The sequence below is a fragment of the Hafnia alvei genome, from assembly GCF_900095695.1.
Lineage (GTDB): Bacteria > Pseudomonadota > Gammaproteobacteria > Enterobacterales > Enterobacteriaceae > Hafnia > Hafnia alvei_B.
The window spans coordinates 51906-74416 of sequence record NZ_FMIQ01000068.1 but is presented as its reverse complement, the minus strand read 5'-3'; the positions used below and the strand labels follow the sequence as shown (position 1 = coordinate 74416).

The 22511-nt window shown below is 45.9% G+C and carries 28 protein-coding genes, 4 tRNA genes and 3 pseudogenes; 15 read left to right on the top strand and 20 right to left on the bottom strand.

Annotation, left to right across the window (positions count from 1 at the left end):
* The 4 genes and pseudogenes from BN1044_RS24015 to BN1044_RS18820 form a co-directional block, all read right to left on the bottom strand.
* Window positions 1-60: pseudogene (locus tag BN1044_RS24015) on the bottom strand (Rz1 family lipoprotein); the annotation flags it as partial.
* A gap of 1 nt (window position 61) precedes the next feature.
* Window positions 62-232, bottom strand: a pseudogene (locus tag BN1044_RS24010) (lysis system i-spanin subunit Rz); the annotation flags it as partial.
* Between the two features lie 164 nt (window positions 233-396).
* Window positions 397-924, bottom strand: coding sequence for a lysozyme (locus BN1044_RS18825; RefSeq protein WP_072309961.1), 528 nt, complete (start codon window positions 922-924; stop codon window positions 397-399).
* Window positions 924-1184 carry a phage holin gene (locus BN1044_RS18820; RefSeq protein ID WP_247650380.1) on the bottom strand — a complete coding sequence of 87 codons (261 nt, stop codon included), beginning with the start codon at window positions 1182-1184 and terminating at the stop codon, window positions 924-926. The genes BN1044_RS18825 and BN1044_RS18820 overlap by 1 nt, the downstream gene beginning before the upstream one ends.
* Window positions 1185-1551: 367 nt before the next feature.
* Between BN1044_RS18820 and BN1044_RS18815 the strand changes: the two genes are divergently transcribed.
* Window positions 1552-1815, top strand: a complete 264-nt coding sequence (locus BN1044_RS18815; RefSeq protein WP_072309959.1) for a DUF1883 domain-containing protein — start codon at window positions 1552-1554, stop codon at window positions 1813-1815.
* 494 nt (window positions 1816-2309) lie between these two features.
* Here BN1044_RS18815 and BN1044_RS18810 read toward each other — a convergent pair.
* From BN1044_RS18810 to BN1044_RS18790, 5 genes are all read right to left on the bottom strand, one after another.
* Window positions 2310-2387: transfer RNA gene (locus BN1044_RS18810), tRNA-Ile, on the bottom strand.
* Between the two features lie 363 nt (window positions 2388-2750).
* Window positions 2751-2825: transfer RNA gene (locus BN1044_RS18805), tRNA-Gly, on the bottom strand.
* Between the two features lie 2 nt (window positions 2826-2827).
* A tRNA-Ile gene (locus BN1044_RS18800) sits at window positions 2828-2904 on the bottom strand.
* A gap of 134 nt (window positions 2905-3038) precedes the next feature.
* Window positions 3039-4094 (bottom strand): DNA-methyltransferase, encoded by a 1056-nt coding sequence (locus BN1044_RS18795; protein ID WP_072309958.1) that lies wholly within the window; start codon window positions 4092-4094, stop codon window positions 3039-3041.
* A gap of 153 nt (window positions 4095-4247) precedes the next feature.
* The gene (locus BN1044_RS18790) at window positions 4248-4448 is read right to left on the bottom strand and encodes a hypothetical protein (protein ID WP_072309957.1); all 201 of its coding nucleotides are present in this window, start codon (window positions 4446-4448) and stop codon (window positions 4248-4250) included.
* Window positions 4449-4762: 314 nt separating this feature from the next.
* Between BN1044_RS18790 and BN1044_RS18785 the strand changes: the two genes are divergently transcribed.
* On the top strand, window positions 4763-5356 hold the full coding sequence (locus BN1044_RS18785; protein WP_072309956.1) for a hypothetical protein: 594 nt from the start codon (window positions 4763-4765) through the stop codon (window positions 5354-5356).
* A gap of 87 nt (window positions 5357-5443) precedes the next feature.
* Here BN1044_RS18785 and BN1044_RS18780 read toward each other — a convergent pair whose 3' ends face one another.
* From BN1044_RS18780 to BN1044_RS18735, 10 genes are read right to left on the bottom strand one after another with little or no spacing between them, the layout of a single operon-like run.
* Window positions 5444-5977: a hypothetical protein gene (locus tag BN1044_RS18780; RefSeq protein WP_072309955.1), complete on the bottom strand. Its 534-nt coding sequence runs from the start codon at window positions 5975-5977 to the stop codon at window positions 5444-5446.
* 35 nt (window positions 5978-6012) lie between these two features.
* The gene (locus tag BN1044_RS18775; protein WP_072309954.1) at window positions 6013-6681 is read right to left on the bottom strand and encodes a bacteriophage antitermination protein Q; all 669 of its coding nucleotides are present in this window, start codon (window positions 6679-6681) and stop codon (window positions 6013-6015) included.
* Between the two features lie 20 nt (window positions 6682-6701).
* Window positions 6702-7712, bottom strand: a complete 1011-nt coding sequence (locus BN1044_RS18770) for a DUF968 domain-containing protein (RefSeq protein ID WP_072309953.1) — start codon at window positions 7710-7712, stop codon at window positions 6702-6704.
* Complete coding sequence (locus BN1044_RS18765) at window positions 7703-8350, bottom strand: MT-A70 family methyltransferase (protein ID WP_072309952.1); 648 nt, start codon at window positions 8348-8350, stop codon at window positions 7703-7705. The genes BN1044_RS18770 and BN1044_RS18765 overlap by 10 nt, the downstream gene beginning before the upstream one ends.
* Entirely contained in the window at window positions 8347-8616 is a 270-nt protein-coding gene (locus tag BN1044_RS18760; protein WP_072309951.1) for a PerC family transcriptional regulator, read from the bottom strand. The genes BN1044_RS18765 and BN1044_RS18760 overlap by 4 nt, the downstream gene beginning before the upstream one ends.
* Window positions 8613-9644 carry a conserved phage C-terminal domain-containing protein gene (locus tag BN1044_RS24005; protein ID WP_081329623.1) on the bottom strand — a complete coding sequence of 344 codons (1032 nt, stop codon included), beginning with the start codon at window positions 9642-9644 and terminating at the stop codon, window positions 8613-8615. The genes BN1044_RS18760 and BN1044_RS24005 overlap by 4 nt, the downstream gene beginning before the upstream one ends.
* A 1-nt stretch (window position 9645) precedes the next feature.
* Window positions 9646-10329, bottom strand: a complete 684-nt coding sequence (locus BN1044_RS18750; RefSeq protein WP_438830567.1) for a phage antirepressor KilAC domain-containing protein — start codon at window positions 10327-10329, stop codon at window positions 9646-9648.
* Entirely contained in the window at window positions 10326-10505 is a 180-nt protein-coding gene (locus tag BN1044_RS18745; RefSeq protein WP_081329622.1) for a hypothetical protein, read from the bottom strand. The genes BN1044_RS18750 and BN1044_RS18745 overlap by 4 nt, the downstream gene beginning before the upstream one ends.
* On the bottom strand, window positions 10502-11044 hold the full coding sequence (locus BN1044_RS18740; protein ID WP_046360424.1) for a YmfL family putative regulatory protein: 543 nt from the start codon (window positions 11042-11044) through the stop codon (window positions 10502-10504). The genes BN1044_RS18745 and BN1044_RS18740 overlap by 4 nt, the downstream gene beginning before the upstream one ends.
* Before the next feature lie 24 nt (window positions 11045-11068).
* A complete protein-coding gene (locus BN1044_RS18735) occupies window positions 11069-11272 on the bottom strand; it encodes a Cro/CI family transcriptional regulator (protein ID WP_072309949.1) in 204 nt (67 codons plus the stop codon).
* Window positions 11273-11366: 94 nt separating this feature from the next.
* On the opposite strand from BN1044_RS18735, the gene BN1044_RS18730 reads away from it, so the two are divergent.
* From BN1044_RS18730 to ssuE, 12 genes and pseudogenes are all read left to right on the top strand, one after another.
* Window positions 11367-12026, top strand: a complete 660-nt coding sequence (locus BN1044_RS18730; protein ID WP_175421627.1) for a LexA family protein — start codon at window positions 11367-11369, stop codon at window positions 12024-12026.
* Window positions 12027-12371: 345 nt separating this feature from the next.
* A tRNA-Gly gene (locus tag BN1044_RS18725) sits at window positions 12372-12444 on the top strand.
* Between the two features lie 58 nt (window positions 12445-12502).
* Window positions 12503-12874: a hypothetical protein gene (locus tag BN1044_RS18720; protein ID WP_072309948.1), complete on the top strand. Its 372-nt coding sequence runs from the start codon at window positions 12503-12505 to the stop codon at window positions 12872-12874.
* Window positions 12875-12940: 66 nt separating this feature from the next.
* Window positions 12941-13768, top strand: coding sequence for a YfdQ family protein (locus tag BN1044_RS18715; RefSeq protein WP_072309947.1), 828 nt, complete (start codon window positions 12941-12943; stop codon window positions 13766-13768).
* A gap of 90 nt (window positions 13769-13858) precedes the next feature.
* Complete coding sequence (locus BN1044_RS18710; protein WP_072309946.1) at window positions 13859-14392, top strand: HD domain-containing protein; 534 nt, start codon at window positions 13859-13861, stop codon at window positions 14390-14392.
* Window positions 14389-14769, top strand: coding sequence for a hypothetical protein (locus BN1044_RS23155; RefSeq protein WP_081329621.1), 381 nt, complete (start codon window positions 14389-14391; stop codon window positions 14767-14769). Before BN1044_RS18710 ends, BN1044_RS23155 begins: the two co-directional genes overlap by 4 nt.
* A gap of 85 nt (window positions 14770-14854) precedes the next feature.
* A pseudogene (locus BN1044_RS24000) lies at window positions 14855-15019 on the top strand (ead/Ea22-like family protein); the annotation flags it as partial.
* A gap of 15 nt (window positions 15020-15034) precedes the next feature.
* The gene (locus BN1044_RS23995; RefSeq protein WP_282814977.1) at window positions 15035-15226 is read left to right on the top strand and encodes a DUF551 domain-containing protein; all 192 of its coding nucleotides are present in this window, start codon (window positions 15035-15037) and stop codon (window positions 15224-15226) included.
* A gap of 155 nt (window positions 15227-15381) precedes the next feature.
* Window positions 15382-15999: a 3'-5' exonuclease gene (locus BN1044_RS18690; protein WP_072309945.1), complete on the top strand. Its 618-nt coding sequence runs from the start codon at window positions 15382-15384 to the stop codon at window positions 15997-15999.
* A gap of 17 nt (window positions 16000-16016) precedes the next feature.
* Window positions 16017-16388 carry a LexA family protein gene (locus BN1044_RS18685; protein ID WP_072309944.1) on the top strand — a complete coding sequence of 124 codons (372 nt, stop codon included), beginning with the start codon at window positions 16017-16019 and terminating at the stop codon, window positions 16386-16388.
* Window positions 16385-16642 (top strand): pyocin activator PrtN family protein, encoded by a 258-nt coding sequence (locus BN1044_RS18680; RefSeq protein ID WP_072309943.1) that lies wholly within the window; start codon window positions 16385-16387, stop codon window positions 16640-16642. The genes BN1044_RS18685 and BN1044_RS18680 overlap by 4 nt, the downstream gene beginning before the upstream one ends.
* A gap of 387 nt (window positions 16643-17029) precedes the next feature.
* A complete protein-coding gene (ssuE, locus tag BN1044_RS18675) occupies window positions 17030-17599 on the top strand; it encodes an NADPH-dependent FMN reductase (RefSeq protein WP_072309942.1) in 570 nt (189 codons plus the stop codon).
* A 55-nt stretch (window positions 17600-17654) separates the two neighbouring features.
* Here the strand turns inward: ssuE and pepN are convergent, their stop codons facing one another.
* On the bottom strand, window positions 17655-20273 hold the full coding sequence (gene pepN, locus BN1044_RS18670; RefSeq protein WP_072309941.1) for an aminopeptidase N: 2619 nt from the start codon (window positions 20271-20273) through the stop codon (window positions 17655-17657).
* Window positions 20274-20747: 474 nt separating this feature from the next.
* Between pepN and BN1044_RS18665 the strand changes: the two genes are divergently transcribed.
* Window positions 20748-22478, top strand: coding sequence for a GGDEF domain-containing protein (locus BN1044_RS18665; RefSeq protein WP_072309940.1), 1731 nt, complete (start codon window positions 20748-20750; stop codon window positions 22476-22478).
* Window positions 22479-22511 lie beyond the last annotated feature (33 nt).

Below are 22511 nucleotides of genomic sequence, written 5' to 3'. Positions count from 1 at the left end.
CGAGACTGAGATAATCCCGTTCAGCGGAGTCATTAAGTCGGGGGCCGGTTGCATCAGGCTTGCCGGTGGCGGCGGTGGTTTCTGGCAGTTTTGGACAACTGGCCGCGATGCGCAGCCGCTTAGCACCAGTGTTAAGGTCAACACGAAGAGTTTCAATTTGTGACTTAGCATTTACTAACTCCTGCATATACTTCGCGTCCAAAGCCGCATTAAGCTGCTGACGGTGAGCCATATCATTAATGGTGGATTGGCGTTCACGGGCTAACTGTTCAGCAGCAATGCGGTCTTTATCAATCTGATGGTATTTAACGCGGTAATGGTCAGCTATTCTCCCAGAGACGACCAACGCCACCAGCAACAATCCTATTGCCATCATTCGCCAACTGAAATTTATATTCATTGGCCTATATCCCAACAGGTAAGCTCCGACTCTTGCCCTCTCCGCACCGGCTGCCCCGCGCAATTATTTTCTTTAATCCGACAATCTCTACCGCCGTCGAATATCCAGCGCTTTATCTCAGCGCAAGCACCAATGCGATCACCAGCATTCAACTTCTTATAGAACGTTGAGGGAAAGCATTTGGCTGGGCCAATGTTGTAAGGGCAAAAAGAAGCGATACCCGCGATGGCTGGCTCGGAAAGTGGCACAGTCACATTTCGCTTAACCCATGCGATGGCTTTATCACGCTCTACCGCGTCGTAGCGCTTGCACTGGCTGTATGAAAGTTTCAGCCCTCGAGTGACTGGTCTCCCTTCAATATGCGTCAAACCACGGCATATCGTCCAAATGCCACGTCCATCCTGATACGCAATAGTTCGAACGCCCTCTTTCTCATCGAGAAACTGGTCGAGGATTTTATCTGCTGTGGCTCCACCGAGAACTAATGCCAGTACTGCAGCGCTAAGTTTTGTTTTAGTCCCCATCAATCACGCTCCAGCATTTCCAGCTCTTCATTCACCGGCGCAACAACTATCACCTGACGGCTTTGAATCCATTCACGTAATAAGCGCTCACGACGGCAGCGGAAATAAATCCCCGAAATAAGGCCAGCCAGAGTGCAAAAAATGCCAACAATGATGCCGACAATCATCCACTCATTAGGTGAGAAGTAATTAATCAGGCTGAATAGCCATGACGAAAGCCCACCGGCGAGCAAGGTGTTATCGGCAGCACGTGTGTACATTCTTTTCATCCTTCACCTCCACCAGCGAGGCGGGGTTATGTAGTGAATAGCGCCCAGCCGTAACCACTCTCAGCTAGAAAGTGCTTAGTGTGTGGATGGTTTTTAATTGGGCTCAATGAAGTGGAAATGAGACTTACATGTAACGAATATTTGAAACGATTAATTTACAAAAAAAACATATTTAATAATGACGCAGGTCAATTATTTATCAATATAACTATATACAAAGTTGCATGATTGGCTTTAGCCACTTATACATAATTGGTCACTTTGTTGTTTAGTTACCCTTGTGCAATTGTTTGCAATCACTTGATGCACCACTGTTTTTACATTAGGCAGTAGTTTTTTTGAACATGGAGTTCATCAAATGAAACAGACCCAACTATATCTCACGACAGACAGCTACGTTAAAGTTATGTGTCCTGCACCAGCAAAAGTCCTTTTAATCAACGCAAAATACTATAACCAGTTCCGACTGGAAAATTGGACCAATTATCACGGAGGATCATTTATGGACTTTCCTGCTTTGATAGGGGTACCTTATGAAGGTATATGGAACGTGGTTATTGAAACTCATAACCCGGAGGAAATGCATTCAGGCATAAGTATAAGTGTCTTACAAAATGATTAAATACGGAGATGCAATCCAGCAAAGTTAAAAAAGGCCACTCGAAGGTAGCCTCTATATATGATTTATAGCTTGTGCTTCGGCGCTTATCTCCGAACGTCTAGCGTGTTAGCTCTCCAACAGTAACAAGCTATAAAAGAGATGTGGTGCCCGGTACTTATCCCGGTGGTATCTCTTAAGCGCTGGTCAACCTGATACCGGGTGGCACAATTGCTCTGCCAGCCTTACCCACGCAGTCACGTTTACACCACAATCGGCTGAGCCATCTCCCCATCACCCGTGGCACAGGTTTGGTATGACTTAATGAGGAAATGACTCATGCGGTTGTGCAGCACACCAAACGCTCCGGGCTTTCCCTTCTTCGCTGAATGACGTGCTGACTTATTCGTAGAACAAAACCATAAAAAAATAAAAGACCATCATTAACAGACATGCTGCGATGGCGATTAATAGATCCAAATCTACAGGTTGTTTCATCTGTTTTTTTATCAATAAATTGGACCGCCACCGAGGCCTCGAACCTCGCACCTACAACTTATATGGTCATCGGCTCTATCCTACTGAGCTAGTGGCGGTTATTTGCTATAACAGTTGACTATCATCCGCAGCATTTACGCAGCACAAACGACCAGCCTCTGATTCTGCTATAGCGTGCACAAAGTACATGTCTTAACTTAACCTTACAATACAGTAAAATTATTTTCAGACAAATGCCGTACATTTTTTAGCTTTTCCTTGAACACTTCCCGCTGAATATCTCTGTAGCAGCGTTCATGATGAAAGACGGCTAAAAAACCTAACCGACCATCTTTAAAAGCTTTGCGTCTTAACGCTAAATGCTCAATCCAATACCGTTTTAATCTTCTAATGTGCCACCAGCGCACAGTAGCAATCCATAATCTCGACTTCATTTTTAACCGTGTGATGATAGCTAAAGCTGGAGCGGACAGCGGGAATCGAACCCGCATCATCAGCTTGGAAGGCTGAGGTAATAGCCATTATACGATGACCGCTTTGGTGGCCCTTGCTGGACCTGAACCAGCGACCAATCGATTATGAGTCGACTGCTCTAACCAACTGAGCTAAAGGGCCAGTGCTGTAACGAGCTGATAAATTGGCTTGCACCAATAATAACGACGCACATCCCTACGCTAGCTCGCTACAGCAGCGGAATGATAACCACGGCAGATAGACCATACAATAACTAAGCGTTATTTTGAGATAAATCATGCCAATTTATAGGCCAATTCTGAAACATCCTTTTCAGTCTGATCAAAACGCTCTTTCTCCAACTCAACCCCTACGGTATAGCGCCCCTGTTTTATAGCCTGCTTAATGGTTGAACCCGAACCCATAAAGAAATCAGCCACAACGTCACCGGGCTTGCTGCTTGCCGCGATAATGTCACGCATCATTTCAGCAGGCTTTTCACATGGATGTTTGCCCGGATAGAACTGGACTGGCTTATACGTCCAAACGTCCGTAAACGGCACCAACGCAGAAACAGAGAACGGACGGCGTAATGCCTTAAACTCTTGCGACAACTCAAGGTAACGCCGCGACAGCGTTCTATATTCCGCAACAAGCTGGTGGTGTGGATCGCTTAGTTCATTACGCTGATGCTTTTCTTTCGCTATACGTTCAAACAACGCCTGCAGTTTTAAATAGTCCTGCTCGTTCGGTAGCTGCCACTGACTTTCACTAAACCAGTGTGAGGCCATTTGCTTGCCGGTTGCCGCGTGTATCTCTTTACTCGATACCCCCAACGCGTTTCGTGCATCACGGAAATAATCGATCAAAGGCTTGAGGACGTTCTGTTTAAGCTCGGTACATTTAACCGCGTAGCCGTCGTGCTTGGGCTTACATGGGCCTTGGTAATGTTCAGCAAATAACACGCGCTCAGTTGCCGGAAAATATGCCCGTAGGCTTTCTTTATTGCAGCCGTTCCAACGTCCTGACGGTTTAGCCCAGATAATATGGTTCAGCACGTTAAAGCGCTGACGCATGAGCATTTCAATATCAAGCGCAAGCCTGTGACCACAAAACAGGTACAAGCTGCCAGCAGGCTTTAATACTCGGTAGAACTCGGCAAGACATTGATCAAGCCATTGCAAATAGTCACTATCGCCGCGCCACTGATTGTCCCAACCGTTGGGCTTAACTTTGAAATATGGCGGATCGGTGGCTATCAGGTCGATGCAATCATCTGGAAGGGTTTTAATAAATTCGAGTGAATCAGCGTTTACAAGATTGATACTGTTTAAATTCACAGTATTTTTCATGGATGTTTTGGGCCTTTTTTGATAGGCTCAGATCCGCTTTGTGCACACAAGCGGTGGGCCTTGTTGCGCCCGTGACTCTTACAACGGGTGCATGGCTGGGAAGTGCTACCAACACAACCCAGCCGCCCATTTCACAGCTTAGAAGCCACCAGCTCACTGGCAGCGCTTAAAGTTTTCCCCGCGAGCATCTTCAATTGCCAACCCCGCCATAACAAGCTGCGTCAGTATTAGCTGACAACAACCCTCGCTAATGCGCATGAGATTTGCCATATGTTCAACTGACTTCCAGCTTTTAACGCTCAAGCAGCGATAAATAATGCTTGCGGCTTCTGTCATATCATTCTGATTTAGCATGTCTTTTTCTCTTTTTCGTTGCGTTACAACACTAGTAACTCTGTCCAATACCAACAGCAACTCATTCTTGAAAAAGACACAAAAAAACCCGCACTAGGCGGGTTTATATGTAACTTTGGCAATATACCAAATTGGCCTTAATCATGGCTCATTTTGTTGACTTTTGCAATATATATGCCGTGAAAAATATCTCTATGTCATTGTCTTTCATAATCCAAAAAATCAAACGAACTTGACTAAAACTCCCTGTTGCAGTATGACCTGATAGTCGATGCCGAGAATGTCTTAACCATATGGAATGATGAAGAGACTTTATGAATTGGTTAACTAAATTAATACCAAATGCAATACTAATTTTACTAACAGGTTTCTCCAGTGCATATTTTTCAAATTACATAAGTCAACAAAACTTATTACAGGATAAGTTAGATAAAAAAATAGATATTGCAGTATCTTTAGAGTCAGCAATAACTATCTGCGATTATAAGGCAGAACAATATATTTCTTCGATAAAAAATGAAATATTTTATTACGAACAGGGCGATATGACACCTCAGAGTAAACGCATTAAAAATACCGATAATAGCCGTCAATTATATGATCACTGCATCAACCTTGCAAAAGAAAGTATAGTAGAAAACAAAGTGTTATTAGGTAATGATTTTTCCGGTAGAATGTATCAATGCATTGGATTTATTAAAATGAAGGTTAATAACTATTCTGACACATTAAACACGTTAAGAGATTCAAAGATTAACACATTAACTAATTATGATAAAGATTTAAGAGATAAAACCCAAACTGCCATTGAAAAGTATATAACTTATTGCCTACCTGAAAAATCCTCACTTGAAAGTTACATATACACTAGCGGCAGGCTCCCCGGGGCAATCACATTACAAAATTAAAAATACAAAAAAGATTACCTATAGCTTAATAAAGCCATTACAAAAGATGATACAAGGTACCAGTAAGATGCCTGTATCATCTTTTAATCACTTGATACTAGCTAGGTAGACTCGATGCGTTTCTGCAAGTGAAACAAAACCATACTTAATCGCACCCAGTAAAGTACCTACTCTGGTATGCCCTTCCATAAGATGTAACCCACTTTCATTTGGAGAAATCAATGATCGCTCTATGAACATAGGAGGTTCTTTCCATGTTCCATATTTACGCCAATGAGCTGAAACATCCTCTCTCACATCAATAGGAAACTCATCTCCATTTTTTATGTAAAGGGGGTAATCTTCTGAAACTTCTAACATGTAATCCGGACAAGTAGCGTTACGACCTAAAGTTACGAAATCATCATTATGAAGATCAACTAAACGCCATTCAAGATTATCAATCTCAATATGCCCATATAATTTTTGAAACTCGGAGTTATTAGTTAGCCCGCAATATATCTGTTGAAAAACACAATCAGGAGCACTAATACCATATTGTTCACGAAGAATCTTTATCCCCTCATCTTCCTTATACAGAGGATCATCACCAAAAATTTTATACAAATCGCGATACAGCATCTTTCCTCCATTCATCGCATAAGAAGTAACTAATTTTAAATACCTTTATATAATTTGGACAAAATATAATCATTTCTTTTACTATCTAAGTAAATCAATACGCCTTCATCTAATCGCTCGCACTCAATGATAAGGTTTGACCAATGATCAGCATAGTGTTTTGACCAATTGTCAGAGGCAACACCCATCAAACTCGCTAATTCACACGCTTTACGCTGCTCTCCATCCATAGCTCTGCGAGTGTAGACATACTGCTGTACTGCCAGCCACACCAATTGCGCAAGCCGTGCCGTCACTTTCTTTGTGACCCGCTTACCTGCTAACGTCTTTTTGAACGCCTCCCAAACATGGGTGGTGATCTGAACTTGATAATCGTATTCAAGATTATGCGCATAACAGTAATAAACCCATGCACGCTGGTGGCCTTCCAACTCAAATACAGCTCGGCGCCAAGAGCTGAGGCAGAATGTTATTTCCTCGATCGGTGGCTTTGGCCTCTTGCCGCCGCGAGTCTCAGAACATGCTACAGGGTCAGATTGCCGATACTGCCCACCAACCTCGACCTCTGGCCTACGCTTGTATCGTGTTGTATTGATTAACGCAGCCCCCTGAAACGCATCAAGCTGCCCTTTTGTTCTGCTTCCATAATCCGCCAGCGCCAGATTTAAGCGCTCACGAACATATTCTAAGTTACAAGTTCTCATTACTCAGCGCTCCCCACACGTTACGCTTTGAAAATTGCGCCAACACCCAGCGCGTAATTTAAAAATTCAATCAATAGGAATCGCTGATCCCCGTGTTCCTGCTCCCACGCTCCAACATCCTTGTGCAACTTGTCGTGGCACCGTCTGCATAACGGCAACACGAACAGGTCATGCGTTTTGGTTCCCATGCCACCGAGCCCGTGGTTAATCACATGATGCGGATCGTCAGCTGGTTTACTGCAACCGCAGCACTTTTGCGTTTTTACCCACCGCGTGTACTTCTCACACTCCCAGCGTGACAGCTTAGGTTTTAACATAAAGCTCGCTGGTGGCGCTTCATCCCCCATTAGTTTGATAACTGGCTTCACTAGCTCGACGCTATCAGCAATGACCTGCGCCGGATTTGTTGGCCACGGATTTATGTCGGCCTCTTTCATAACGCCACCCACAAACGCTGGTGGCTCAGGCGTCTTTGTGACGCGGTAATCAATGGCGCTCGGTAGGTACTCAGTAACTTGTTTTAGCACGGCCCACCAGCATAGCTCTGGCAGGGTTAGTTGATGGCCTTCACGGAAACCAAGAGATTGGCGCACGGCATCCACCAGCCATTCGGCGCGGTTAATTTCGGCGATGTCGCCCAACGCGGGGTGAAACTGATCGTGGTGGAGGTTGTCGCAGCTCCAGCACAGACGAACGGCGCCGTTTTTATGCGATACCGTGTTCAAATTTCTGTTGTGATAACTGCGCTTCCACTGGCAGGTTTTGATTTCATCAACCCACGCGTTAAGCGCACCATCACCGCCAGCAGCTCTAATCACATCATAGTGAGAGAAGAACGACCGCAGCTCTTCATCATTAGCCAAATCCTGATTTGCCGCAGGCAGCTCACCGGCTGGCAACTTATCAAACTCTTTTGGCACCTCGGTGATCATGAGTCGCTGGCCTTTATGGAATTTGCGCGTCAGCTGCCCCGGCTTAAGCAAAACTATGCCAGCGTCGGTTTGCGGGAATGCAGTGAGGATCATGCGCATGAGGTAACCTCGACCCGCCCCGGAACTAACTCAACGGATTGCGAGCACTCATTACCCCATGAATCCCAGCCATCAGCCTGATTTCGCGCAAATAGCTCAATACGCTTCACATCCCCATAAAGCTTTTCAAGACGGTATCTAGCCTCACCCGGCTTTGCAGAGTGCTCACCTAATGGGGAATAGATAACCTGCTTAATGGCTGCATCACTGCGCTCAAGCCCTTTGCCTCGAACGGCGATCAGACAGCTCTCCTGATTTCCACGGCTATAATTGCCGGGGTTCATTCGGGTTATTTGATTAAGCAGTTCATAGAAGTCCCAGAAATCAACGATTGAACCATTAGTGAGCGACTCCTCGACAGTGCGTTGCGCTCTCTCGTTCAGCTTTACCCATGTAAACAGAAACATCTGACGTACATTAAAACCCCACGCGCTCGCCAGCTCTCTAGCCTGTGCATCATGAGTACCCGTGTACCACATAGCTAAAACAGCGTTATCAGCAGCGAGATCCCAAACTGGAATGCGTTTTAGCTCATCAAGGGTCATTGTCGAATAATGGTTAGACGCAGCGCCACGGCTGGACTTGTTGCCATACTGCCAAGGTGGATCAGCATAGATGACTTGATATTTAGCGCTCATCCCATTACCTCCAAACGAACAACAGATTCATAGTCCATACGTGGATCTGCAGAGCCTAATGGCAGGCACATCCGTGCACATGCCGTTCTGCTCGCTACGGCGTGCTCCATATCTTCTTCGGTACCGCAGTTCTCAATGACTCGGGACCATTCATATTCAGCGCGGCGCCACTGCTTTGCCGCTTCACAGCGTTGGGCTTTTTCCTGATGGAGCTGAACAAGCGCTGGCCGGTGGCGGCGAATTACTGGCATGGTTTGTTTTTTCACACTGCACCTCCGGTACGCTCTAAGAGCCACTTTGGTAAATCGCTTCTGTCCACCGGCGCTGCTTGTTCTCGAGGCTGTTCGCTTGAATAACCGTTTCTAAAACCGGTAGGGATCGATGAGTAATCCTGCTTCGAAAAGTCCATATCAACGTAACCTTTCGGCTTGGCTTGATTTGCTGTTGACCATTGGGCTCGAGGTGGACGGCTAGCCTTGGACCAGTTGGTTGCTGAGCTCAGGTAGGTCGGGAATTTTCCCGGACGGAACAACGTGGTCGGGTTCAGGTTCGGCGCCATATCCAGATTGCTTCCCCAGCGCTCGACACTGAAATCAACAACCAAAATCAGCTCGTCAGTGGTGAAACCATCACGCAGGCGGCCTCGAATGTTCTCGAGTGAGGATTTGCAATTCTGGTAGCGGGATGCGGTCACTTGGTTCAGATGTTTGAGTACCTGAATCGCTTTATCAGTAATTTCTACCTCTGGGTCGGTCGGCGCAGCCGAACTGCCCAAAGTGTTTTTATCTGATGTGATCTCTTGAGTACTCTTTGTAGTGATCTCTGTAAGAACATTAGGACAATTTGTCCCAATGGAATCCCCCGATTTTGTCCCATTGCATGAGGTCACTTTGTCCTTTTGCATTTGGACATTTTGTCCTAATGGAGTTGGACATTTTGTCCCAATGGAATTGTTGATAATTTCGGCATCATCTAGCGCCGCATGATCGTAGTTAATAGCGTAGTATTTCGTTTGGTCACGCTTATCTTTGGATAGCTTTTCACCAGTGATAAGTCCTTGTTTTTCTAGAGAAGTAAACGTGCGGCTTACTGTTTTCTCATTCCAGAATTTAAACTGCTTGTGCCACTCTCTGATTGAGTTATATACCCAGCGACGGCCTTCATGCTCGATACCTGAGTTTGTCTCAGTCAGCCAGTATTGGACCTGTTGAAGTACGATGGCCTCGTTTAGTCCGATGCGTTCTGCTAGGTCTGAAAGCACGATGAGAGGGCGAGATGGTAAAAGTAGGCTCATATCAGTCCACCATCAACTCAGAGGCGTAACGATCAGCAAGCCATTGCAGGCCCAGCGGCGTTACGCGGGTTTGAGTAAAAGCATGACCAAACTCAGATGTGCCAGTTTTCACGCAGAATAAGCCGTTACGCTGGTGGATTGAGGATGGCAATAAGTTGCGAGACTGACGAAACAGAACCTTGTCACGCAATAGCGCCTCTATCATCGACTTTTCAGCCATGCGCAGAATCTTGGCGCTTTCACGCAGACTCTTAGCACCAGCGGCATCAACGAAATGATCGACAAACGCCACCTTCGGCGCATCCTGCTGAACCTTTAACTCGAGCGCGGCTTTCTGCTCTGCCATATCAGCAGCAAGGCGCAACGCTTCTGGTAATGATTGAGGAAGCGCTGGAGTGCTATTTTCCAGCTCTTGCCAACGGTCAACGACAGCCGCAGTGAACAACGGTGACAAACGGGCAACCAATATCAACGAGTCTCGCTTGTTAAACCGATACTCCTGGTACGTATTCCCGTTATGCTCAAAATCGAACTGCGCCAACGGCGCGGTTAAAATACCCGCACCCACTAGGCGTTCGGCTGAACGCTTAACATCACCGTGTTTGCTTTTAACTAACTCAGCAATTTCACGGCTGCTCATGGTTATTTCAGAAGATATAGAAAGGTTAGCCATGTTCATATTCATGCCACACCTCGACCTGCTTGTTGCTCACCCACAGCCCACTCAACAAAGCTGTGGTTGATGTCAGTCCACTCACCTTGTAATTTAGCGGCATACGGAAACGCAATCGGCTTACGCCCACCGGGTACCGGTTTGCAGTGGAATTGCGGAGTTCGTTTGTTTGTTGTTAAAATGCTCACGCGGTTATTTCTCCACACACTGATTTAGTCGCACCCGACGCCAAGAGCTGCATACTCTTGGCGTCACCCTCTCCCCACAGCATTTCTGAAATCACCCAAATCTCGGCTATCAAAGACTGTGCTCGATAACCTTTGGCACGTAGGCGTTTGCTTTCTTCTCGGTCAAGAACGCCATCATGGGTGAACTCGTTATGTGCTCGGCTAAAATCACCCAGCGCCGCCAGCAGGTCGTTAAATTTGTGCAGCAGCTCTTCATTCCCGACCTGATCCACATCAGGCAGTTTCACGAACACACCACCAGCACGCTTACACATAGCTTCGGTAATATCCGTGCGACCGGAAAAGGCCTCCAACTGAATAGCCATGCCGAACGGCACCATTTGCCCACCGATCTGACGAACGCGGTTACTCAGCGCGTTATGGGTACCGTCGTGCGAAAGCTGTTGCGCCATCGCTTCATACCCACCCGGTGTTGAAGTGATCAGCTTGTGCATTGCTGCTGTCATATCTGCCGGGGCTGGAAAATTCTTGTTGTCCACAGTGTTGGTCTCTCTTTTGTGGTTTTATTTATTGCTCACTGATTTATGATTTCCTGAATAAAGCGCAGGGTCATACTTCAACTCGCCATTGGTAATTCGCTCAACTTTAAGAGCTTGTTTCTCTGGTATTACTTCCCCCCAGCGACACACCGCTGGATGGCTAATACCGAGTACCAAGGCTGTTTTTCCTACACCTCCAAAATATTCAGTTACTCGTTTCTTTTTCATGCTGGCTCCAATTAGTAATCACATCACAAAAGGTAACAAAAGGTACATCATGAAGCAAACACTTTTCACATCCATTTCGGGTAACATTGGTTACATGAAAAGTGAAATGAATGAGCGGATTCGTTCGCGGCGGCTGCAGTTAGAATTGACTCAATCTGATCTGGCTAAAATGCTCAGAGTAAGTCGTGTGTCCGTAACGAAGTGGGAAACGGGGGTTACAAAGCCTGATGGCGAGAACCTGCATCAGCTTGCTGCGACTCTTCAAACAACCCCAGAATGGATCTTATATGGAACTGGAGATTCACTAAAAGATGACACTGTTGTCATTCCAAACTTATTGGCACCTACAGCGATTCCAGTCATATCGTCTGTACAAGCAGGGGCTTGGACTGAAACACATGCATCCGCGCGCTTATCTGATGTTATCGGTTGGTGCCATACAACGGTGAACGTATCAGATGAAGCTTTCGCACTAATCGTTCGTGGTGAGTCAATGACCAACCCTAACGGGGCACCAACAATACCTGAAGGGTCAAAAGTTATCGTGGAGCCGCATTATGGTTGCATCGAAGATCTTTACGGGAAAATTATCGTGGCCATACTTGATGGCACATCAGAAGCAACAGTGAAGAAACTTGTTTGGGATGGCCCTAACCGCTACTTAATGCCACTTAACCCATCATTCAAGCCTATCGAAATAAATGGAAACTGCAGGATTATAGGTAAAGTGGTTCAAGTTACCCAAGATCTCTGACTAACATCCTATTTCAAAAGCCGACAGCCAATGTCGGTTTTTTTTTACCCGCAACTCCCCTTCCAAATCCTTTATGTAACTTTAAGTACATTTTCTGTTGACACCAAAGAGTAACATTAGGTACATTCATTTCATGGTTTGTGTAACTCATCTTACCAAACACATATTGCAGCTTTGGCGGTTGCAGGATTTCAACCAGAGGATTGATGGCTGTTATTTGGCCTGTAAACGCCCTTTTTAAGCAGTACAACGTAAAGAGCACTATCTGTGATTAAGGATTCAGAGCCAATAGGTGTCATTCCCCAACCGATAGCTGTTAGAAGCATCATTTAGTGCTCTTTACGTTGTGGTGTAGCTCAGTTGGTAGAGCGGAGGCCGCCCGAGCTTCGCGTCGCTGGTTCAAGTCCAGCCGCCACAGCAAATCAGTGTGTGGAGTAAATAAGCGCGGTACATACCGCATTTCAGAGGGTAAACCGATGAGCAATGATCGCATGACCGTAGTGCCCGACTTTCTGGGCGAGCTCGACGCGGGGATCTTCGTTAACAAGATCGCCGCTGCGCTCAACAATACCGCGTTGGGGGTTCTCAACAATGGCGGTAAAGGGCAAGTTGTCCTCACGTTTGATATTGACCGCCTGAGCAACTCAGTTGAAGAAAAGCGCGTTGGTATTAAGCACAAATTGAAGTTCGTTACACCAACACCTCGTGGCAAGCAGTCAGAAGAAGACACCACCGAAACACCTATGTACGTTGGGAAAGGTGGCAAGCTAACGATCTTGCAAGAAGATCAGGGCCAGTTATTTGCAATTACCGGAGAGGTAGACGGTAAATTACGAATAACTACATAAGCCGTAATACCTAAGTTTTATTTCAACCTTTTAAATTAACGCTTTTTAAATAAGCGAGGACTAAACATGTCTCAATTAGACGCTTGCACTATTAATAAAATCCAAGAGCTTACATTATCTGCATTTCATTTGGACCCGATTAAAACGACTAATTGCCCCGCTGTAATTATTCCTGAAAATCACCAAATTAAATCATTGGAACATTTAGAATTAGGCCGCAGCCGTTTTCGTGGCAAATTAAGCACCACCAGTATTGCCGATTTCGTTCGTTATTCATCTGCATATTCAGAAGGTCAGCCGGGCGCCCGTTGCTTTATCGACGCTGACAATATGTGTGCAACCTCCGTGTTCAACCTCGGCACACTTGCGAACGCAGGCCATGCCGATAACACAGCAGCAATCGCTTTGAAGAAAACAGCACCGTTCTGCGCTCTGCTTGCTTTCAATGGTGAAAAATCAAACCAGAAGCGCCTTGCAGAGTGGCTAGAGGATTGGAGCGACTTCCTCACAGCCTTTGATGCAGAAGGTAAAGTGCTTCCAATCAAACAAGCTGTGAGCGCCGTTCGCCGTATTACTATTGAATCTGTACAAAGTGCCGATCATGAAGCTGCTGATTTCAGCGGTAAGCAGTCATTGATGCAAAGTGTAGAGGCTAAAAGCAAAGAGATCATGCCTGTGGCCTTTGAATTTAAGTGCGTACCTTATGAAGGCTTATCCGAGCGCCGTTTCAGTCTGCGTAATAGTATCCTGACGGGTGACACGCCTTTATTTGTCCTGCGTATTGTTCAACTGGAAGCTGTAGAGGAAGAAATTGCAAACGAATTCCGTGATCTGCTTACAGAGCAATTCACTGGCAAATCTATTGAAACCTTCATCGGTAATTTTAAAGCCTAATTATTAATAATATTTAATACAGCCTTAAGCACCGAGCATATTCGGTGCTTAGTGAAGTGTTATCTATTTAATGTGTGGAGAAATTAAAAAGTGAACAGCCCTTATATTATTACCTTCTCAGGTAAAGCATTTAATTTAATTGAGCCTCAGCGCGAGCAAATAGTGATCGAGGATATCGCTCATGCCCTTGCCAGAGAAAACCGCTTTAACGGGCATACCAAGGCCGCGTACAGCGTTGCTCAGCACTGCTATCACGCATCGTTTTGTGTACCTCCAGAGTTCGCACTCGAGGCCCTAATGCATGACGCTGCCGAGGCTTACATCAAAGATATGCCATCACCCATAAAACTTCTTTTGCCAGATTATCGCGCATTAGAACAGCGCGTTGAAATGGCTATCTGCGAACGATTTGGCCTACCACTAGCGCTTAGCAGCTGCGTCAAATATGCGGACCTCATCATGCTGGCATCAGAAAAACGTGACCTTGGGATCGTTGATGAAAATCCGTGGCCACTTCTGAATGGCATTCCATTTGTTGATTTCACTATCGAACCAATGACCGCAGAAGTTGCCGAGCATCTCTTTATGGGGCGATACGTTGAATTGACGGAGCTATGCAAATGACACACATCAGTGAAATACCAGCAGGAACATTAGTTAAGCAAGCGCATGCAGGCGTGAAGCTTATTAATGATCAATATCCAGAAGCAGCAGCAATATTACGTGAAGCCATTACACGGTTTGATGTGTTGCGTGAGATCCACCAGCTGACCAACCACAAAGTTAAAAAGCCCGTTACTGATGCAAAGCCTAATGATGTTGTTTGTGTTTTTGGTAAGTGCTACCGGCTGCGATACATCAACTATTACGGGAACCATACAGTATTGCACTTTCAGCCAGCTAAAGAGCCGCTATCTCCATATACAGAAAATGATGTGATCAGCCTCGATTTAGCAAATGACATTCTGATTGAGGTTGTGGGAGATCTGAACAATGTCTGAATTAACAACTGAACGTTTAGAAAAAAGAATCAAAAACTGTATCGAAGTCGGGAACAGCTGCGTGATGTTGCCTGTCAGCGTTGCAGAGGCGTTATTGGCGTTCAGGAAAGCAGCTGAGAAGCTTGTTCGTTGTAAAGGCCGCTATCACTCCGAACAGAATTATCGCGCCTTAGCTGCATTGTTTGGCGTGACTGTTCCTGACTTGCCTCCATTACCTAGCGATGAAGCCTCAATAATACCTGTAAGCGAGCATAAGTGGATAAACGTGGATGAAGGCATGCCTGAGAATTACAACACCGTTTTGGTTTGTAGTAATCGCGGGATCATTTGGTGTGCGGAAGTTGAAGATGGTGATTTTTATCCCGATGAGTTTCCAAATCTTCCCCGAGAAGGCTTTGAAATTACCCACTGGATGCCATTACCCGCAGCACCAGTACAGGAGCAGAACAATGGATAACCCAACTCTTCAAGCCCCAGAAATAGAAGAATGTTCGAGCTGTGGCAATGAAGCGCCAACCTATACAAAAGACTGCCCACATTGCGGGATGGAGAAATGTGACCAATGCGATGCGGGTGACGATACGAGCTGCATAAATTGTGAGGGTGAATAATATGATTAACACTATCGTGATCGATACCGAAACTATGGATGTGCGCCCTTCTGCTCTCATCCTATCTATCGGCGCTTTTGCTTTTGATGTTGCCAATCTGGAAGGTACTCGCGAATCTATTCTGGCTGTAAGCCGTGAGCCTGAGCTTTCTGACTATTCAGCTAATGCGTTCTACTGCCTGCTTGATGCTAACGACCAGCTGATGCTTGGGCGCTCTGTCTCAAAAGATACACAGCATTGGTGGAGAAATCAGAAGCAGGATGCGCAAGAAGCCTTATCCGGCGATCGAGAATCTTTAGCCGATCAGTTGCTCAATCTCAATAGTTGGATAGCTCAACATCCTGGTGTAACTATTTATTTTCGTGGTACCGATTTTGATGGCTCGATTCTAGAAAGCGCATACCGTTCCTGCCGCATGGAATGCCCATGGAAGTATAACGGCAAGCGCGACGTTCGGACGTACATCGATGCGCTCACTGGTGGCAAAAAAGGTTATGTTCCTGACCACCAGCCATACTTCCAGATGATTAAGCACAACGCGCTTCATGACGCGATGAATGATGCCGAGCAGATGGCAATCGCTAAAAGCTGTTTTGCCGCCGTAGTTAAGGTTGCATAGGCATATAGGAGGAGTTAATGCAGGAACTCACCAAGCAGCAACGTGCCGTGCTAGACGTCATAACCAATTACATTAATCGAAATGGGATATCACCAACGGTTAGTGAAATTTCGGAGGCTATGGGGTTCAAATCCCCAAACTCCGCTACCTTACATCTCAAGGCATTAAAGAAGAAAGGTGCTATAGCAATCCGCGATAGAACGTCACGAAGCATTACAGTGATTGACAGAGAAAATAGCCCGCTGAGCATTCCAAGTGTTAACGACAGTAACTATTGGTTTGATGGAGTATTCCAGCATAGACGCTATGAGCGTGATGTGTATAGAAGCCTAGAGTTAGCTGGAGTAATCGTGGATGTAAAAGCTAGCCGTGTGGAGAATAAAACGTGAATACAATCTTTTTACTAATGGCTGAATATGAAACAGCCTCAATCCCACTTTCCATGATTGCTGACAAATATCTTGGGATGAAACCAGAAACAGCGGCAGTCAGAGCAAACGAAGGCGCATTACCAATACCAACCTTCCGTTTGGCTGATTCAAATAAAGCACCTCGAATGATTCACTTACAGGATTTAGCTGAATTCATCGACCACCAGCGAGCCATAGCACGCCAAGAATTGAAAAAGTGCCAAGTAAAGTGAGGGGATAAGGCGGCTATTATTGGATATTTAGGGGTGCTTTTTGGAAACATCAGCACCCCAATAGCACACCACAATCATGTAACTCACTGTTTATATTAAATGCTTTATCCGGTGGCAAGTCGGGGCGGTATTATCCGGTATCTTTCAACAGATTGGAATTGATTAAAGACAAAAAGAACGCATTCAGCGCAAACGATTACTCTTACCTACTTATTTATAGACACTTAGCGGCGTTTAGGTTTTGAGATAGCGGCAAGATATCTGATTGCCTATATAAAATTTTTGAACTTAAAAGAATAAAAAGAAATTTTTAATAACTTATTTTGGCTGTTAGGGTGAAATGGAATTTAGATTTAACATTCTATTTACGCTTACTTGGAGCCTTCTATGGTTATTGTTTCGCTTGCTGGTAGCCCAAAACAGCCATCACGTTCTTCCGCCCTACTGGCAGTTGCTCACCGCTGGCTCGCACGTCATAACGTAGAAATCGTGCATTTTAGCCTGCAAGATTTCGTCGCCGAAGATCTCTTATTCGCCAATTTTAATAGCCCACCAATACTGGCATTGAACCAGGCTTTGAGCCGAGCAGATGGTCTGCTGGTTGCCACACCGGTTTATAAGGCAGCTTATTCTGGCGCATTGAAAAGCATTCTGGATCTCCTCCCCGAGCGTGCACTTGAACATAAAGTCGTGCTTCCGCTTGCTACAGCGGGGTCGTCCAATCATTTTTTAGCGTTGGACTATGCACTCAAACCCGTACTCAGCGCGTTAAAAGCCCAAGAAGTATTACACGGTGTTTTTGCAACCGACGTGCAGATTGATTACACCTCGCGTGAAGCCGCGCTGGACACTGCACTGACTGAACGCCTAGAAGCGTCACTGACCACATTTTATGCCGCCATTCAGCGTAGAGGACTATCTCTGGTCACAAAACAACATGCGACCAGCCATCAATAAAAAAAGCCCCGCGATACATGCTGCGGGGCTCCAATTTAGTGCTTTAAATCAATGGTTATGCATTGAGCGCTTTGGTGATTTTCTCAAACAGATCGCCGGATAGATTTTCCAATCCTTTCAGCTCTTCCAGTGATTTCCGCATCAGAGCCTGACGGCTTTCGTCGTAGCGTTTCAAGCGGATCAGAGGTTCGATCATGCGTGCCGCAACCTGTGGGTTACGGGTATTCAGATCTTTCAAGATCTCTGTTAAGAACGCATAGCCTGAACCATCTGCAGCGTGGAATGCTGACGGATTAGCCTGTGCAAATGCCCCCACCAGCGAGCGAATGCGGTTTGGATTGCTCAGCGTAAATGAACGGTGTTTAAGCAGCGCTTTTACATTGTCTAAAACCAACGCAGACGGGCTGGTCGCTTGCAGCATAAACCACTTGTCCATCACCAAACCATCTTGATGCCAGCGCTCGTCAAATTCTGTCATCAGGCGGTCGCGGCACGGCAGCTCTGCGCCAACGGCAGCCGACAGCGCGGCTAACGAATCGGTCATATTGTTCGCATTTTCATACTGACGCACCACTAACTCATCGGCCAGCACCACGTCTTCGCCAAAGGCTAAATAGCGCAGGCAGACGTTACGCAGCGAACGTTTGGCAATATCAGCATGGTCAATGCGATATTCAGGCGTACGGTTATTGTTGTAAACCGCCAGCCATTCGTCCGCCATTTCTTTCGCCAGTAGACGCGTGATTGCTGCGTGTACCGCACCGATCGCTTCAGGATCGATGATGCTAAACAGCTCGGCCATTTCATTCTCAGAAGGCAGCGTCAGAATTTGTGCCGCCAGTGCCGGATCCAACGTTTCATCCAATAGCACCGCACGGAACGCATCAACAACATGCATTGGCAGCGACAAAGGCTGATTCTGTTGGAATTTAGCGACGTTAAGGCGCACATATTTTGCCAACAACATTTGAGCCGCATCCCAACGCGAGAAATCATTGCGCGCATGCTGCATTAAGAAACTGAGCTGCTGATCGCTATACGGATACTCTAATTTTACCGGGGCTGAGAACTCACGTAACAAAGAAGGAATGGGCTTATGTGGAACGTTATCAAACGCGAAGCTTTGCTCAGACTCCGTCACATTAAGCACGTTACTCACAGGCTCGCCGTCAATCATCAGCGGGATCACGTTACCCTGCGGATCGTAAAGCTCGATATCCAGCGGGATATGCAACGGCAACTTATCTGTTTGCTCAGAGGTCGGCGGCGTTTGCTGTGTGACGTAGAGACGATATTGCTGATGCTCTGCATCATACTCATCACGCACACTGAGCTCTGGCGTACCCGCTTGGCTATACCAACGGCGGAATAGCGTCAAATCAACGCCAGAAGCATCTTCCATCGCCTGAACAAAATCATCACAGGTTGCTGCGCTGCCGTCATGACGTTCAAAATAGAGCTTCATGCCTTTCTGGAAGTTTTCTTCGCCTAATAACGTATGCATCATACGAATAACTTCAGAACCTTTCTCATAGACGGTTAGCGTATAGAAGTTATTCATCTCGATGACTTTATCAGGACGAATTGGATGCGCCATTGGGCTGGCATCCTCTGCAAACTGCGCACCACGCATCACTCGGACATTATCAATGCGGTTTACCGCACGTGAACCTAAATCCGAGCTGAATTCTTGATCGCGGAAGACGGTTAAACCTTCCTTCAAACTCAGCTGGAACCAGTCACGACAGGTGACGCGGTTACCGGTCCAGTTATGGAAATACTCGTGGCCAATAACGGCCTCAATGCCCAGATAATCTTTGTCAGTCGCGGTTTCCGCTTTAGCCAGAACATACTTGGAGTTGAATATGTTCAGGCCTTTGTTTTCCATCGCGCCCATATTAAAGAAGTCGACGGCGACGACCATATAGATGTCGAGGTCATACTCTAAGCCAAAGCGGGTTTCGTCCCACTTCATTGCATTTTTTAGCGATGTCATCGCCCAGCCAGTACGATCGAGATTACCACGGTCAACGTAGAGCTCTAATGCAACGTCACGGCCGCTTTGGGTAGTAAAGCTATCGCGCAAAACGTCAAAATCACCGGCAACCAGCGCGAACAGATAGCTTGGTTTTGGGAACGGGTCTTCCCATTGCACCCAGTGGCGGCCATCCTGTAACTCGCCTTGCGCAATACGATTGCCGTTAGACAGCAGGAATGGATAGCGCGCTTTATCCGCCACGATGCGCGTACGGAAGCGAGCCAGAACATCTGGGCGATCCTGATAATACGTGATATGGCGGAAACCTTCGGCTTCGCACTGGGTACACAGCGCATCACCCGAAAGATAGAGTCCTTCCAACGCACTGTTTTTAGCCGGATAAATTTCATTCACAATTGTCAACGTGAATGCTTCCGGCAGGTTTTCAAGAATGAGCTGATTCTCTGACTCGCGGTAGTGCTCCCAAGGAGCATCATTCACACTGACGCTCTTTAGGGTGAGATCTTCACCGTTGAGAATTAGAGGTGCCTGCGCAGCGCCTTGACGTTTAACCTGACTGACTGCGGTAACCGTAGTTACCTCTGCGTCTAAATCAAAATCCAGAGCCAGATCGGTGATCGTATAATCTGGCGCCTGATAGTCGTGACGATACTTGGCTTGAGGTTGTTGTGTCATAAATACCCTTATAGGATTCGCCGAAAATATGTGCCCTAAATAATTCAAGCTGCAGGAAGGCGGTATCGCGGTAGACCGCGCCATTGCTGAATAGCCACTGACTAAAAATCAGCACCCTAACCAACCATTAACTAAACTGTATCACACCGATCGAAAAACCGAAGCTCTGCCTAGAAACTCCGGTGCGTTTGCCTGTTATTCACGCAAGTGGCATCAAAAGCTTGCCAAGCAAAACTGAATCAGAACCGAGCGCAGCGCAATGCTTAAGTCATAAAAGGTAAAGGCTAGCTAAACATTCGCCATAATGGAGCAAGATTATTCTCAGTCCTAAATACTTACTCTGAGTGCCGATATTCTGACATAATGATCATAGTTACCTTATCGTTCGACGTTTCTTGTTCATTACGCCCGCTTTGGCGGCCAGTAATATATTAAATGAGCTCCTCGAAGTTCTAAAACCAGAAAACAGCGTGCATGAAGCTAAAAAACCTTATCTACATTTTCACCACGGCATTGGTGTTCTTTTTTGGTATTTTTATCTATAGCTCATTGCATAAAGCACATATCGATTTCGCGCAAAACCAGCAAAACCTCTACAAAGTAAAACGACTACGCGAGCTCACTGAAGTTTTCCAATCTGCACTGTTAGTTCATCGCTTAAAGCGTATCAGTTTCATGAGCGATTCCATTACGCAAAATGAGATCCTTGACGCAGAAAAACAGGTCAGGCTCGACTCTGAAGCACTGGTTCTTCCTCCTACTGACAAGTCAGCGACAGAATTAGAACAACAGACTCATGAGATGTTTAGCCAAGCAAAATCTCTCGTCTACAGACTGACGGCCAACGATAATCAAGAATTATCCGCAGCCGGCCCTCTAATGCAGGCTCAGCTTGATGTGAAGAGCAATTATTTTATCACCGAACTTAATAAGCTCTATTTCCTGTATGTCTATAACACGACGTTATCCGACACTCATTCCTACAAATTTATCGAGAGCGTCCGCTTAAATAACCGCTTAACGTTAACGGCAACCGAGCTTATTGATCAGTTAGTCGATATCAAAACGGATGAAGTGAAGCGCAATCAATCTTATCTACGTTCGATAGAGTTGATTGGCGTGCTGGACTCTTTGCGCTCGCGGGTAGATTTTATTATTGCAACCGCGCCTGGTGGAGCACATCCATCGGCAAACATTGACGAACTATTAAACAAACTCAGCAAAGACAGCATGCAGCATCTGACTGCCGACCTTACCAGCGTGATGCAGAGTCGCTCATCCAATGCATTTGACGGCTTCTACCGCTACATCATCAGCATTGATAAAGCCTCTGCTCTCTTCGTAAATAACAGCTATAACCTTGAGTTGCATGAGCTAGAAAAGAAGATAAGTATCAGCCGAGTTCAGCTTTACGGCATGATTTCACTGTGCTGGCTGCTAGCGTTATATATCGTGATGCCAATCTTGGTTTTTTCATCCAAAATTAGTCTGTGGCTGACGCTCACCAATAAAAATATCATGAAGTTATCTCAAGGCGACCTCAACATATATCCAGATAACTCGATCATGACCGGAGAACTGTCGGCAATATCCGATGCTATTAATCAGCTACGCCAAAATCAAATAGAAAAGCACCTGTTAGAAACTGAAAAGCAAGAGCTTATCAATGAGCTGCTCGAAGCATCTTCAACCGATCCGCTGACCAATATTTATAATCGTCGCAAATTCTTCAATCAGTGCAGCCAGATTACCGAGAAAGACTACCCTCTCGCCTTCTGTCTAATTGATATCGATAATTTTAAAAGACTAAACGACCGCTATGGCCATGACGTTGGAGATTTAGCGCTTATCGCCTTTAGCCAAACGCTGGAACAGTCGCTGCCGAAAAGTACGGTTTATTGTCGCTACGGTGGGGAAGAGTTTGCTATTTTAATTAAATATGAAGATATGCATCAATCAATGAAGATTATTGATGTGGTTCGCCATCGTACCGAAATGCTACGTATTGCCATCCCGAATAAGCCTAGCGTTGGCTTCACCATTAGCTGTGGATTGGCGCGTCTTGATGACTATCAAAATATTAACCACTCTATAAAGCAAGCGGATGAAGCGCTCTATTACTCGAAGAAACGCGGTAAAAACCAAGTCAGTTTTTATTCGCCAAGTGGATTCATTAGCTTTGATGCTAACAATGAAAATGCGTGATATTTGTTCAGGAAACGAGACTGGGATCAAGGT

Bases quoted from the DNA above. Each gene is read 5' to 3' on its own strand.
- BN1044_RS18795 (WP_072309958.1), bottom strand. From the start codon at position 4,094: ATGAAAAATACTGTGAATTTAAACAGTATCAATCTTGTAAACGCTGAT.
- BN1044_RS18750 (WP_438830567.1), bottom strand. From the start codon at position 10,329: ATGAATATGAACATGGCTAACCTTTCTATATCTTCTGAAATAACCATG.
- BN1044_RS18785 (WP_072309956.1), top strand. From the start codon at position 4,763: ATGAATTGGTTAACTAAATTAATACCAAATGCAATACTAATTTTACTA.
- BN1044_RS18825 (WP_072309961.1), bottom strand. From the start codon at position 924: ATGGGGACTAAAACAAAACTTAGCGCTGCAGTACTGGCATTAGTTCTC.
- BN1044_RS18765 (WP_072309952.1), bottom strand. From the start codon at position 8,350: ATGAGCGCTAAATATCAAGTCATCTATGCTGATCCACCTTGGCAGTAT.
- BN1044_RS24005 (WP_081329623.1), bottom strand. From the start codon at position 9,644: ATGAGCCTACTTTTACCATCTCGCCCTCTCATCGTGCTTTCAGACCTA.
- BN1044_RS18775 (WP_072309954.1), bottom strand. From the start codon at position 6,681: ATGAGAACTTGTAACTTAGAATATGTTCGTGAGCGCTTAAATCTGGCG.
- BN1044_RS18780 (WP_072309955.1), bottom strand. From the start codon at position 5,977: ATGCTGTATCGCGATTTGTATAAAATTTTTGGTGATGATCCTCTGTAT.
- BN1044_RS18665 (WP_072309940.1), top strand. From the start codon at position 20,748: ATGAAGCTAAAAAACCTTATCTACATTTTCACCACGGCATTGGTGTTC.
- BN1044_RS23155 (WP_081329621.1), top strand. From the start codon at position 14,389: ATGACACACATCAGTGAAATACCAGCAGGAACATTAGTTAAGCAAGCG.
- BN1044_RS18685 (WP_072309944.1), top strand. From the start codon at position 16,017: ATGCAGGAACTCACCAAGCAGCAACGTGCCGTGCTAGACGTCATAACC.
- BN1044_RS18735 (WP_072309949.1), bottom strand. From the start codon at position 11,272: ATGAAAAAGAAACGAGTAACTGAATATTTTGGAGGTGTAGGAAAAACA.
- BN1044_RS18730 (WP_175421627.1), top strand. From the start codon at position 11,367: ATGAAAAGTGAAATGAATGAGCGGATTCGTTCGCGGCGGCTGCAGTTA.
- BN1044_RS18820 (WP_247650380.1), bottom strand. From the start codon at position 1,184: ATGTACACACGTGCTGCCGATAACACCTTGCTCGCCGGTGGGCTTTCG.
- BN1044_RS18770 (WP_072309953.1), bottom strand. From the start codon at position 7,712: ATGCGCATGATCCTCACTGCATTCCCGCAAACCGACGCTGGCATAGTT.
- pepN (WP_072309941.1), bottom strand. From the start codon at position 20,273: ATGACACAACAACCTCAAGCCAAGTATCGTCACGACTATCAGGCGCCA.
- BN1044_RS18720 (WP_072309948.1), top strand. From the start codon at position 12,503: ATGAGCAATGATCGCATGACCGTAGTGCCCGACTTTCTGGGCGAGCTC.
- BN1044_RS18790 (WP_072309957.1), bottom strand. From the start codon at position 4,448: ATGCTAAATCAGAATGATATGACAGAAGCCGCAAGCATTATTTATCGC.
- BN1044_RS18815 (WP_072309959.1), top strand. From the start codon at position 1,552: ATGAAACAGACCCAACTATATCTCACGACAGACAGCTACGTTAAAGTT.
- ssuE (WP_072309942.1), top strand. From the start codon at position 17,030: ATGGTTATTGTTTCGCTTGCTGGTAGCCCAAAACAGCCATCACGTTCT.
- BN1044_RS18715 (WP_072309947.1), top strand. From the start codon at position 12,941: ATGTCTCAATTAGACGCTTGCACTATTAATAAAATCCAAGAGCTTACA.
- BN1044_RS18690 (WP_072309945.1), top strand. From the start codon at position 15,382: ATGATTAACACTATCGTGATCGATACCGAAACTATGGATGTGCGCCCT.